This window comes from Kangiella sp. TOML190, assembly GCF_023706045.1.
In the GTDB taxonomy this organism is placed as follows: domain Bacteria; phylum Pseudomonadota; class Gammaproteobacteria; order Enterobacterales; family Kangiellaceae; genus Kangiella.
Genome location: NZ_BQYL01000001.1, coordinates 1,047,865 through 1,060,531, shown reverse-complemented (window position 1 = coordinate 1,060,531; position 12,667 = coordinate 1,047,865). Strand labels below are relative to the sequence as shown.

Below are 12,667 nucleotides of genomic sequence, written 5' to 3'. Positions count from 1 at the left end.
TTATTCTCCCCCGCCATTTTTCTGGTCATGTACTTCTTGAGGCTGGACTTGATCGCCCATATCGTTACCCCAAGCGTTCCGCTCATAAGTCACGATGGCCGCAATTTCCGCTTCCGTAAGCTGCGCGGCAAAAGCCTGCATCGCCGTACCAGGAATACCGTTTAAGACGATATCCACGTGCTTTGTGATGTCGCCTTTAATTGACTCGGCGCCAACCAGCGATGGGAAAGGACCATTGCCTTGGCCGTTCGGCATGTGACAAGCTGAGCAATATTTGTTGTAGGCTGCTTCACCTTCAGCCATTAGCTGCGCGGTGGTGCGTTCGCTTAAGTCAGGGCCAGCTTCGGCTTCCGCGACTTTAGCCGCGTACCATTCGTCAAACTCAGCTTGCTCAACCACTTTAACCACGATTGGCATATAGCCGTGATCTTTACCACAAAGCTCAGCACAAACGCCGCGATAGACGCCAGTTTCAGGAACATTGGCCCAAACGTCGTTGATAATGCCAGGAACGGCGTCTTTTTTCACCGAAAAATCAGGAACCCAGAAAGAGTGGATCACATCTTCAGCTGTCACTAAGAATTTTACTTTCTTATTGACAGGGATCACCAGTGGATTATCGACTTCTAACAAATAGTTCGGATCTTCAATTTTTTCCGCGCTGAATGTCCATTTCGGAGAGTTAAGACTGGCGTCGCGAGAAGCTTGATCTAGGTTGGAGAAGAAACTGACATCATTACGCGGATTGTCATCTTCGTCTAAATATTTGTATTCCCATTTCCACTGCCAGCCTTTAACCACAATTTCCATATCCGCATTCGAAGGATCTTCCATCTTGATCAAAAGACCAACGGCTGGAACCGCCAAGGCGATAAGAATGATAAATGGAATAATGGTCCAAATGATTTCAACGGTGGTGCTGTGTGAAAATTTGGCTGGATTTGGATTTTTACTCTTGCGGTGTGCCCACATCGAGTAGAACATAGCGCCGAAAGTGAATACACCGATCACCACGCAAACCCAGAATACAATCATATGCAGACTGTAAACTTCTTTGCTGATCTCGGTCACCCCTTCACGCATATTATACGCTTGATCAGAACAACCCATCAGTGCCAAGACTGATAGGGCCGCAACTGCCACAGCGATTTTGCGGAACAATGACATGCTTCTCTCCACTAGTTATAGAAACCCCAAAAATGGGAAATTATAAAAATATCAAAGACTTAAGTGCTAAAAATCAGATTTTCTCAATCGAGAAACCGTACCCCATTAATTTTTAACGCATTGATTTAAGTCAATTTTAGGGGCGATATTTTACTTGAGTTGAGGGTGAGAAGCTAGATCCAAAACGTCAATTACGCAAAGAAAAATCCCTTAGAAAACAGTAGCAAAGCGTCCTTTGACTCTTATTTTTTGTTGTTTTTGTGTCCAATTTCAATGATCGCTTCGAGCTGTTTTTGCACTTTTGCAGGAGCTGTAAACTCTGGGTAAGTATTTTTTAATTGCTGCCACTCTTCGAGCGCTTTTAATTGATCACCCTCTTCTAAATAAGCTTCGATTTCTTCTAGCCAGACTTCCGGTAGAGGATATCCCGCCACCGCTTCATCCAAAACGCCCACTGCTTCGGAATCGGCTTTAATTCTTGCTCCGGTAATGACCAGACTATTTTCTTCTGCTACGGCTACTTCTGCTACGCTTGCTGTTTGATGCTCTGCACCTTGTTTAGCAGCCACGACTTGAGCAGCGGCTAACTCAGTTTTATCTGGCGCGGCAGCTGCAGGGATAGCTTTATCATCGGCTTCTAGCTCTACCGGCGGGCTTGTTTTTGCCATCGCTAGCGGCTCTTGATCACTGCTACTATCCACGAAGCTTGGTTTGGTTGGTTTATCGCTGCTCGAGTCAGCAACAGGCCTTTTTTGCTTTTTCAAGGCTGCTAACTCTCGAGTTCTGGCATTGGCAACAGACTCCTTGGCAACTAACACTTCTGGACTTTCAAAGGTCACCGAATCCGCGACTATGTCACTAGAAATTTTAGCCGCATACTGATCAGAGCTTTGCGCTAGGTCTTCCGACACCGCTTGCGACATTACTTGCGAAGAGCTTTGTGGCGTTTGGCTTAAATAAACCATAAAGCGGGCTATTCCAACGGTCATAAAAAGTGCAGCCGCAGTGGAAAAACCATACTTCATTTTTTTAGAGGTAAATAAACTCGCCCAGAAGCCTTTTGTTGGCGTAGCATCAACTTGTAGTTGTTCCTGCGCCATCTTCATAATATTTTGATCCAACTCCAGCGAAGTTTTCTCTTGCGATTGAGCCTGATAGGCTGCCTCAAGCTGCTGCTCAATGTTTTGCTCAGTGTTTTTGTCGCTATTAGTTTCGTGATTACTCATACATATAACCGCCTAATCTTCAGTTCGACTCGACTTTTAACTCTTCTGCCTTAAAAAACCCCTTTAAATTGGCTATCGCATAGCGCAAACGGCTTTTAACTGCTTCGGCGTTGTCACCTAAAGATTCTGCTATTTCGGGAACCGTCATTCCCGCCTCAAATTTTAAAATAAAAACTTCTTTCTGGGCCGCTGCCAATTGATCCAACGCCGCCAATAATTGCTCACCCAGTTGTGATAGATCCAACAAACGCTCTGGTTGGCTATCCTTAGTTGCCTCAAGCTCGGCATACTGATCGTCCATTGCAAATTCGCCTAAGCGACCATTTTTTCGATAAAAATCCACTAAACGACTGTGGGCAATGGTGTAAAGGTAAGTGGTAAATTTTGCCGAGCTTTTATAGGACTTGGCATTTTTAATTAAACTCTGCCATGTTTCTTGGAATAGTTCTTCGGCGGTTTCTCGTGGACTTACCTGACGTATAAAATAGCGTAACAGCGGATCCTTGTGGCGTAGGTATAAAGCTTCAAAAGCCTGTAAATTACCCGACGCGTAAGCCGCCATCAAAGCTTCATCGCTAAACTCAGCTTTAGCCGCTGGCGGCGACTGACCATCTTTAGAGTTGGTTAAACTGGCGTCCAAGGCATCATCAGGATTAACTAAGGTTTCCTCATGATGCCGATTAACGCCAAAGCTTTCAAGCACCGGTCTCATGGCAAAATAAGTTTCTGCATAATACTTACGCTTGTGGACTAACCACTAACGCTGACGCTTTTGCATACTCACTAGGACTTTATTCTGGACGGTACTGGCATTAGTTGAGACCTTGCCCCTATCAACTTTTTCATCAGAAACTTGGTCAGATACCTCATCCGATAAGAGCTGTGCCATTTCCATTAGGCGAATCATTTCAGCTCGATAGCCGTGGTGATCCTTGCCTTTAGCTTGGCGAGCATAAGTAATCGCATCTTGCCAATTCCAGTCACCAACAAACTTACCGCCGCGCAGCAATTGAGCAAAGCCTGCAGCGCTAGCAGCAAACTGAATATTCTTATCGCTCTGCGGCTTATCAAAAGCCGTTCGGTATAACGGCTGCTGGATTAATCGGCTGCTCTCGCCATCCGGCATCTTATAGCGCAGTTTGACCATTGCCGCTTCGTTCGCCAGTCTTTGTCCCGAGGCAGCTTGTTGCTCTACTGCCGCTTGGCGTTCTTGAGAATAACGCAAAGGATCGACTCGCTTAGCCTTAGAGTCATTCAACACTACTTCATACAGGGCAGTGATAGTATGTCCAGCGCCAATTTCACCAGCATCCACCTTATCATTATTAAAATCTTCACGGTTTAGCAAACGATTTTCATAACCTAACAAACGGTATTCGCTAACCACTTGTGGATTAAATTCCACCTGAATTTTGACATCCTTGGCTATGGTCATTAAGGTTCCTGCGCGCTCATCTACCAGCACTTTTTTCGCTTCTTGCAAGCTGTCAATATAGGCGGCATTGCCATTGCCCTTGTTCGCGAGCTGTTCCATCAAATGATCATTATAGTTACCGCGACCAAAACCCAAGCTGCTAAAGAAAATATTGCTTTTGCGCTTAGACTCGATCAGTTCCATCAACTGTTCATGATTAGTAACGCCCACATTAAAATCGCCATCGGTCGCCAAAATAACGCGATTAATACCTTCTTTAATAAAACCCTGTTTGGCCATTTGATAAGCCAGTTCAATCCCCGCGGCACCATTGGTCGAACCGCCAGCAGTTAGTCGATCAATAGCTTGTTCGATTGCAATCTTGTTATCACCAGAAGTGGGGTCAAGCACCACGCCTGAAGCACCCGCATAAACCACCAAAGATACCTTATCCTTAGCAGACAGTTGTTTGATCAGCAGTTTTAATGAACGTTTTACTAATCCCAATTTTTTAGGACTTTGCATCGAGCCGGACACATCCACCAAAAACACTAGATTAGAAGCAGGCAAAGGTTTTTCTTCTGGTTCATAACCCTTAATCCCAATCTGCACCAGATGCGCATCTTGGTTCCAAGGGGCTGCCATAACGCTGGTGTTGACGGAGAAAGGCTTTTCCAGATTCTTTGAACCTGCGAAATCGTAATCAAAATAATTAATAAACTCTTCTAAACGCACCGCATCTTTAGGCGGTAAAACACCTTCATTTAAAATACGGCGAACATTAGTGTATGAGGCAGTATCCACATCAATGCTAAAGGTAGAAACTGGATTTTCGCTGACTACAAAAACACCATTATCGTCAAAGTGCTTATAATTTTCACGATTTTCAGCCACTGGCGGCACTGGCATGACAAGAGGACTAGTATGATTATAGTCAATGCTGTCAGCCATAATCCGTGAGCCGGTGGTGGTCACTGGCTTTTTTGCAATCTGTCGTTGCTTTTGTTGTAACTCGATAAGCTGTCGTTTTTCTTCTTGCGCGATATTGAGTTCCACCAACTCTGTTTCTTTATCGGATTTATTGGCTTGCTTTTCCCCCTTAGGTTCTTGCTCAAGGTTTTGACAAGCGGCTAAAGCCATAGCCACCGAAGCGGCGATTAAGGTTTTCTTCATTAAGGGTTTCATCATCTGCATCCTATTCGTTATCAATCTGATGCTATAAACGCCAAAGCCTACAAAAAGGGTTATTTTTAGCGGTTAAATTGCTAAGATTTAGGCAATAGCCTTGTCAACATAGATTAAAAACTAATAATGACGCCGCATGAACTGCAACAGCTGCTGTATCAAGAGATTCCTATCACCCAAGCCATGGCGATAGAGGTACAAAAGTTGAGTAAGTCTGATATCGAAATCAAAGCGCCCTTTGAAGCGAATAAAAATATCCACCAAACCGCTTTTGCCGGCAGCATCTATACCACCGCAACTCTGGCTGGCTGGTCGCTACTGACAAACCACTTAAAACAAGAGGGTTTAAAAGGCTCAGTGGTGTTAGGGAAAGCACAAATCAACTATTTACAACCTATCAAAGGTGACATTATCGCTCGCACCAAGCTACCTAGTGATGAGCAGCTGACCTTATTTGAAAAACAGCTAAATAGCAAAGGCCGATCGAAACTCAAGCTGCTGGTCGAAGTGATCGAAAATGAGCAGGTTAAAGCTTCCTTTGAAGGTGCTTACGCGGTCTTATAAACAGCTAACAACCTGATTATTCACCCCAAGGATCAACCAGACGATACTCCAGAACTTCGCCAGTACGATTGTCCAATAGCGCAACGATGTTTCGCTTTTTGCCCACCACCGGCGCATAATGAATATGCTCGATCATATCAATCGGCCCAGCATCAACGGGCAGCGATTTGGCAGGCTTAGTACCCCGAATCACCTCGAGCTTATTGGTATGATAATCGCGGTAGAACTTTGGCAGGCGATCAATATCTTTACCACCCGCAGCGGCATTCAGCATAATTTCAAAAGCATCATCACCCGAAGCCCTTTCCGCAAAAATCAGTCGTGGCTTCTCGAAGATACCCACGACCTGCTCAGGGATGGGACTATCTTGCATATTAATATCGCTAATCTCTACCACACTAAAACGATCCACGTTAAAAACGATATAAGCAGGACGTTCTTTATAGATAACGCTAGCGCCATAAACCAGCGCAGCGATCTGTATTGCGGCAATCACCGACAAATCAAACTTCAAGCTCTTCTTGCCCGACTTAAAGACGATTAAAGTCAACAAAGGCCCCAGCACTACGTCAACCCCAGCCATGATATAAACAATCTCGGCAATCCCTTGAGTAAGGTTAAATGGCCATGCATACCAAACAAAAAAGACCAAAGATAAAAACAGCGCAAAGACGATAACGCTGATCCCAAAGTGGGTTAAAGCCGCACGAACTCGAGTCATATTGATTTATACTGTGATAACTTAACTTGCGAAAAATATTACCGCTTTTATCAAGCAAAAAAAAGCCCCGCGTTTGCGAGGCTGCAATAAACTCAGTACTAATTCTTAAATTTCATGTCGTCTTTTTTACAGGTCAGAGTGTAGTTGCGTTTAATGCTTTTCACTCCTTTGGGCGATACAATTTCTAAACGGTACCAGCCTTGATAGTCATAAGACGTTTTGCCTTTGCTTGTGGCTCTAGCCATGTTGCCGCCATCACCTTTATTAATGGTTCTTTTCCATACCCGCAATGGCTTTTTACCCGCCTTATCGAACTCTAATTTTAGTTTAGGCGACTTACGCCCATCGTGACTGACATACCGATACTCGACCACACCAGGGCGGTTGGTCGCGATAGAGCCATTAAACTCAACGGCCGCTGGGCAAGCAGCAACAATATTTGTTACTTTTGGGGCAAACTTTATATCCTTGACTAGATCCACCAATTGCGCCTTTTTAATTGGAACAGGCTTAGGTTTTGGTTTCGGGATTTTCTCTTTTGCCAGATCAGAAGCTAGGCAATTAAACACGGCGTTCACCTTTACCGAGCGCTTTTTATTATCCAAGGCGCCCAGACCGGTAGGATAACAAGTTAGATTGTAAGTAGCCGTGAAGGCCGCTGGGTAGTTGATACTAAACCCTTCCGCCAAGATATCATATTTAGACTTACTCGCATCTTCCGATAACCGTTTTTCTAACTCCGTATTGCAAGCTTTAACCGGATTAACCTCGTCACTAGCAACATACCTAAATGCGCCTCTGGCAAAATCCGCATGCGGAATATATTTATCCTCGGGATACTTATTACCAGCCGCTTCAAACCCATCCAGCCAGAAAGCTCCTTTGTAGGCTTTATTCCCTTTACCCTCAAAGCGACATTTCGCTTTCAACTCAACAGAGAACATGCCGAGTTTGGTTTTATCAATCTTATTCCACTTTTCACCATTGGTGGAATAAACATTCACCCTTGAAACTTCTGAAAAGCCGCTCTCTGGCTTAAGTTCCAACTTATCTACTTTATTAGCCAAAGCTGTTTGATTCGTTGCTATCAATATAGTGCTTAATACAAATACCTTTTTCATAACACCATCCTCCATAATTCAATAAGATATCATAATCTTATTGTTTAAATATTGCACAATTCACGATACTCCTGATAGCCTGAACTAAGGATGAATAATAAAAAAGCTCCTAAAAAGGAGCTTTTTAATCGAGCAGTATTTTGTCTAGATTTTTGTTTACTGACGCGGCGTGATGATTATCGAGTAGCAGAGCCTATATTAAATAGGTGAGCAACGCAGTAATCGTCACAACAAAGTCAGTGAATCAAAAAGCTTACAAAATTACATCATACCAGGCATACCACCCATACCGCCCATACCACCCATATCAGGCGCAGCTGGAGCTTCAGGTTGAGGTAAGTCAGTAATCATGGCTTCCGTGGTGATCATAAGACCAGCAACTGACGCAGCGTTTTGTAGCGCTGAACGGGTTACTTTAGCTGGATCTAGGATACCCATCTCAACAACATCGCCATATTCGCCAGTCGCCGCGTTGTAACCGTAGTTACCATCGCCTTTAGCTACGGTGTCGATAACCACTGCGGCTTCGTCGCCTGAATTAGACGCGATTTGGCGTAATGGTGATTGCATTGCGCGTAATGCGATTTGAACACCAACGTTTTGATCTTCGTTGTCGCCTTTTAGATCTGCTAGCTTAGATAAAACGCGCACTAAGGCAGTACCACCGCCAGCAACCACGCCTTCTTCTACCGCAGCACGAGTCGCGTGCAAAGCATCATCAACGCGATCTTTCTTTTCTTTCATCTCAACTTCAGTCGCTGCGCCAACTTTAATCACTGCAACACCGCCAGCTAGCTTAGCTACGCGCTCTTGAAGTTTTTCTTTGTCGTAATCCGAAGTGGTTTCTTCGATTTGTGCACGAATTTGAGAAACACGCGCTTCAATGTTTGCCGGGTTACCAACGCCATCAATAATGGTGGTGTTTTCTTTGCTGATTTGAACGCGCTTAGCAGAACCTAAGTGCTCAACTTCAGCCGCTTCTAGGCTCATGCCCACTTCTTCAGAAATAACAGTCGCGCCCGTTAAGATAGCAATATCTTCTAACATCGCCTTACGACGGTCGCCGAAACCAGGCGCTTTAACCGCAGCAACTTTGACGATACCACGCATATTGTTTACCACTAACGTCGCTAAGGCTTCGCCTTCAACGTCTTCCGCGATAATCAACAAAGGACGACCAGCTTTGGCAACGCCTTCTAAGATTGGTAATAAGTCGCGGATGTTAGCGATTTTCTTGTCCACCAATAAGACGAATGGGTTTTCCAATTCCGCGGTCATATTTTCTGCATTCGTAACAAAATACGGCGATAAGTAACCGCGATCGAATTGCATACCTTCAACCACGTCTAGCTCGTTGTGTAAGCCTGAACCTTCTTCAACCGTAATAACGCCTTCTTTGCCAACCTTGTTCATCGCTTCAGCAATGATCTTACCCACAGAAACATCAGAGTTCGCAGAGATAGTACCTACCTGAGCAATCGCCGTCTCGTCTTCGCAAGGAACCGAAATCGCTTTCAATTCTTCGACCGCCACAGAAACAGCCTTGTCGATACCGCGCTTTAAATCCATTGGATTCATGCCAGCAGCAACCGCTTTCAAACCTTCGTTAACGATAGATTGCGCCAATACAGTCGCAGTGGTAGTACCGTCACCAGCGATATCGTTAGTTTGTGACGCCACTTCTTTCAACATTTGTGCGCCCATGTTCTCGAACTTATCTTCTAATTCGATTTCCTTAGCAACCGATACACCATCTTTAGTGATGGTCGGCGCGCCGAAAGACTTGTCTAACACCACATTACGACCCTTAGGGCCCAAAGTTACGCGAACCGCGTTCGCCAAAGTATTAACACCACGCAACATGCCTGCGCGAGCTTCATCACCAAAACGTACGTCTTTAGCCATGATTAAATTCCTCTAAATGCTTTTAAATTCAGTTATCTGTATCGATTATGCTTCGATAACAGCAAAAATTTCGTCTTCTTTCAAAATCAATAACTTATCGCCGTCGACCTTAACTTCTTGGCCAGCGTATTGACCGAACAATACAACGTCGCCTTCATTCACAGATACCGCGCGAACATCGCCGTTATCCAATGCCTTACCGTTACCCACAGCAATCACTGTGCCTTTGTTTGCTTTTTCTTTAGCGTTATCAGGAATTACGATACCGCCAGCAGAAAGAGCCTCTTCTTCAATGCGTTTAACTACAACGCGGTCATGTAATGGACGTAAGCTCATTTTACTCTCCTAAACTATCTCTTATTTGGTTAGATTTGAGACTTATAAATTAATAAGTGACCAAGATATGGGGACGAAATTTTAGCACTCAAGGGGATTGAGTGCTAATTTTTTGAGTTGTATGTTGGATTGGCGATTTAACGTAGGTCGGGGTGAACTTGTGAACCCCGACAATCAATCCATACTATCAATGTTAGGGTTCGTAAACTCACCCTAACCTACAACAAAGCCGATGTCTAACTGTTGGGGTTCGCGCTGCTCACCGCCAACCTACGATTAATCTATACATTTTGCTACACTAAAAATCAATACCAATAATCAAGGATGATTATGCAATATCGACGTGCTTATGTTGATGGTGGCACTTATTTTTTCACTATTAATCTTTACAATCGAAAACAGACTTTATTAACCGATCATGTTGATTTGCTTCGCGAATCTTTTCGGTATGTTAAGAGTCGTCATCCTTTTACCATTGATGCTATTGTGGTTTTGCCTGATCATTTGCACTTGATAATGACGCTGCCCGCTGATGATGACTTTTCAACCCGAATTGGGCTTATCAAGCAACATTTCACCCGCCATCTCAATCAATTAAACCCAAACAGTTCAAAGCCAGTTGTCTGGCAAAAGCGTTTCTGGGAGCATTTGATTCGTGATCCACAGGACTTTGAGAACCATGTAAATTATATTCATTACAACCCTGTTAGGCATGGTTATTGCCAACGAGCAGCAGATTGGCAATATTCAAGTATTCATCGGTTTATCAAGCAAGGAGTTATAAGTCATGATTGGGCTTGGCAAGATGATACAAAAATTGTCTTTGGTGAATAATTTGTCGAGGTTCATAAACTCACCCTAACCTACAACAAAGGCGATACCTAATCGTTGGGGTTCGCGCTGCTCACCACCAACCTACGATTAATTTGCCAATTCTGCTAGACTAAAAGTCATCGTATAAGGAGTACCCATTATGAAGCCTACCAAATCTTACGCCGCCTATAATGCTACCGATGTTTTAAAACCTTATGATTTTAATCGCCGCGAATTAGGCGCTAAGGATGTCTTGATTGATATTTTGTTTTGTGGGGTTTGCCATAGCGATATTCATGTTGCGCACAATGACTGGGGGAATTCTATTTATCCTGTCGTTCCTGGGCATGAAATTGTTGGTCGCGTAACCGCAGTCGGCTCCGATACTCAAGGCTTTGCCGCAGGCGATCTAGTGGGCGTTGGCTGTATGGTGGATTCTTGTCGCGTCTGCTCAGCTTGCGAGCAAGATCTGGAGCAGCATTGCGAAAAAGGCATGATCATGACCTATGGCAGCCCTGATCCGCATGGCAACGATGCCATTACTCAAGGCGGCTACTCCACGCAAATTGTTGTTGATCAAGATTTTGTGTTAAAGGTATCTGAGGATTTAGATGCCAAAGGGGTGGCGCCATTGTTATGTGCTGGGATCACCAGCTACTCTCCACTCAAGCAATGGGGGGTTAAAAGTGGCGATAAAGTTGGGGTGATTGGCCTAGGCGGCCTTGGCCATATGGGTGTCAAGCTTGCGGCGGCTATGGGCGCCGAAGTGATTATGATCACGCGCTCGCTCGAAAAAGGCGAAGATGCGAAAAGACTGGGCGCCAGCGAGGTTTTGGTTTCTCAAGACGAAGCACAGATGGCGGCGCACGCTGGCACTTTCGACTTTTTGCTTAATACCATTCCCGTCGAACACGATATGACGCCTTATATCAACCTGCTGAAACTGGGCAAAACCATGGCCATTGTCGGCGCTTCGCCAACCCAGCTACATACCTTGCCATTGGCCTTTGGTCGCAAAGTAGTTGCAGGTTCCTTAATTGGTGGTATTAAAGAAACTCAGGAAATGCTGGACTTTTGTGCCGCACATAATATCGTTTCCGACATCGAAATGATCGATATGCAAGACATTAACACCGCTTATGAACGGGTCATGAAATCGGATGTGAAATACCGTTTTGTGATTGATATGCAATCCTTAAAGCAACAAGCCTAGCACAATCGCTACTTTTAGAATAACCAATAAGATGCAGCGAATAGTTGTTTCCACCTGAGCTGTCGGAGGCCATTATGAATGTGTGGATATTAAGTGCTGGCGGACTTGGGCTTTTAACCGCGCTAATTCACCTTTTCGCTGGTCAAGCAGATCCTGTTCGACCTTTCCTAAAGTCCAATCTGGAAGATGTTCCGAAAGCGACGCTACTGGCATGCTGGCACCTTGTTTCAGTTACCTTATTTGTTAGCTCCCTAGCGCTTTTATATGTAGGTTGGCATGATCTGCAAGCGTTCTATTTAGCCACTAGGCTTGTAGGGGCGCTATACCTTCTGTTTGCATTAGTATTTATTGCGGTTGGCTGGTACTTTTTTGCAAACAAAGTGTTTATCAAGCTACCGCAATGGACATTACTCCTCCCCATCGGGTTGCTAGCCAGCTATGGTGCAAGTTGAATATAAAAGCAAGTGCGATATAAGGCCGAGATTAAACTTTTGAACTCATAGCGGCCATACTCAAACGAATATTGAGGTTTATGCTTCTCCCTAACTCATCTATCCTCTACAATTGTCTTATTTAATTCAACAGCTAGTAAATTATGTCTTTACCGCCTTGCCCACAATGTAACTCCGAGTATGTTTATCAAGACATGCAGCAGCTAATTTGTCCTGAATGTGCTTTTGAGTGGAATCCTGATGAAAACGCTGAAAGTGATGAGCCAACCGCTAAAGATGCCAATGGCACTGAATTAGTCGCGGGCGATAAAGTCACTTTTATCAAAGACTTAAAGGTAAAAGGCAGTTCGCAAGTGCTAAAAATTGGCACTAAAGCTTTGATCAGACGCATTAAAGACGGCAAAGATCACGAACTCGACTGTAAAGTCGATGGCGCGGGCGAAATGATGATCACCGCCGCTTTCGTGAAAAAAGCCTAGATAAATAAAGGCCGTATAAAAGCGCAGGGCTTACATTAATTAATCTGCCAACTAATAGCGCAATTTGCCAA

General features: G+C 44.4%; 13 protein-coding genes. 5 read left to right on the top strand and 8 right to left on the bottom strand.

Features of this window, described 5'->3' with window-relative positions; genetic code table 11:
- The 4 genes from coxB to NFS34_RS05095 form a co-directional block, all read right to left on the bottom strand.
- On the bottom strand, positions 1-1,167 hold the full coding sequence (coxB, locus tag NFS34_RS05110; protein ID WP_251358817.1) for a cytochrome c oxidase subunit II: 1,167 nt from the start codon (positions 1,165-1,167) through the stop codon (positions 1-3).
- A 242-nt stretch (positions 1,168-1,409) separates the two neighbouring features.
- Positions 1,410-2,393 carry a hypothetical protein gene (locus NFS34_RS05105; protein WP_251358816.1) on the bottom strand — a complete coding sequence of 328 codons (984 nt, stop codon included), beginning with the start codon at positions 2,391-2,393 and terminating at the stop codon, positions 1,410-1,412.
- Positions 2,394-2,412: 19 nt separating this feature from the next.
- Positions 2,413-3,105, bottom strand: a complete 693-nt coding sequence (locus NFS34_RS05100) for a sigma-70 family RNA polymerase sigma factor (RefSeq protein WP_251358814.1) — start codon at positions 3,103-3,105, stop codon at positions 2,413-2,415.
- Between the two features lie 45 nt (positions 3,106-3,150).
- Positions 3,151-4,995 carry a VWA domain-containing protein gene (locus tag NFS34_RS05095; RefSeq protein ID WP_251358813.1) on the bottom strand — a complete coding sequence of 615 codons (1,845 nt, stop codon included), beginning with the start codon at positions 4,993-4,995 and terminating at the stop codon, positions 3,151-3,153.
- Between the two features lie 123 nt (positions 4,996-5,118).
- Here NFS34_RS05095 and NFS34_RS05090 point away from each other — a divergent pair, with 123 nt between their 5' ends.
- Positions 5,119-5,556: a YiiD C-terminal domain-containing protein gene (locus NFS34_RS05090; protein WP_251358812.1), complete on the top strand. Its 438-nt coding sequence runs from the start codon at positions 5,119-5,121 to the stop codon at positions 5,554-5,556.
- Between the two features lie 16 nt (positions 5,557-5,572).
- On the opposite strand, the gene tfpZ is transcribed toward NFS34_RS05090, so the two are convergent.
- The 4 genes from tfpZ to NFS34_RS05070 all read right to left on the bottom strand — a co-directional run bounded on the left by tfpZ (position 5,573) and on the right by NFS34_RS05070 (position 9,639).
- On the bottom strand, positions 5,573-6,277 hold the full coding sequence (gene tfpZ / locus NFS34_RS05085) for a TfpX/TfpZ family type IV pilin accessory protein (RefSeq protein ID WP_251358811.1): 705 nt from the start codon (positions 6,275-6,277) through the stop codon (positions 5,573-5,575).
- A 98-nt stretch (positions 6,278-6,375) separates the two neighbouring features.
- Complete coding sequence (locus NFS34_RS05080) at positions 6,376-7,398, bottom strand: hypothetical protein (RefSeq protein WP_251358810.1); 1,023 nt, start codon at positions 7,396-7,398, stop codon at positions 6,376-6,378.
- A gap of 261 nt (positions 7,399-7,659) precedes the next feature.
- Positions 7,660-9,306 (bottom strand): chaperonin GroEL, encoded by a 1,647-nt coding sequence (gene groL / locus NFS34_RS05075; RefSeq protein WP_251360295.1) that lies wholly within the window; start codon positions 9,304-9,306, stop codon positions 7,660-7,662.
- A gap of 42 nt (positions 9,307-9,348) precedes the next feature.
- Positions 9,349-9,639 carry a co-chaperone GroES gene (locus NFS34_RS05070; RefSeq protein WP_251358809.1) on the bottom strand — a complete coding sequence of 97 codons (291 nt, stop codon included), beginning with the start codon at positions 9,637-9,639 and terminating at the stop codon, positions 9,349-9,351.
- Positions 9,640-9,969: 330 nt separating this feature from the next.
- On the opposite strand from NFS34_RS05070, the gene NFS34_RS05065 reads away from it, so the two are divergent.
- The 4 genes from NFS34_RS05065 (at position 9,970) to NFS34_RS05050 (ending at position 12,596) form a co-directional block, all read left to right on the top strand.
- On the top strand, positions 9,970-10,473 hold the full coding sequence (locus tag NFS34_RS05065) for a transposase (protein WP_251358808.1): 504 nt from the start codon (positions 9,970-9,972) through the stop codon (positions 10,471-10,473).
- A 139-nt stretch (positions 10,474-10,612) separates the two neighbouring features.
- Positions 10,613-11,665: an NAD(P)-dependent alcohol dehydrogenase gene (locus NFS34_RS05060; protein WP_251358807.1), complete on the top strand. Its 1,053-nt coding sequence runs from the start codon at positions 10,613-10,615 to the stop codon at positions 11,663-11,665.
- Positions 11,666-11,739: 74 nt separating this feature from the next.
- On the top strand, positions 11,740-12,117 hold the full coding sequence (locus NFS34_RS05055; RefSeq protein ID WP_251358806.1) for a hypothetical protein: 378 nt from the start codon (positions 11,740-11,742) through the stop codon (positions 12,115-12,117).
- 143 nt (positions 12,118-12,260) lie between these two features.
- The gene (locus tag NFS34_RS05050) at positions 12,261-12,596 is read left to right on the top strand and encodes a zinc ribbon domain-containing protein YjdM (RefSeq protein ID WP_251358804.1); all 336 of its coding nucleotides are present in this window, start codon (positions 12,261-12,263) and stop codon (positions 12,594-12,596) included.
- The last annotated feature ends 71 nt before the right edge of the window (positions 12,597-12,667 follow it).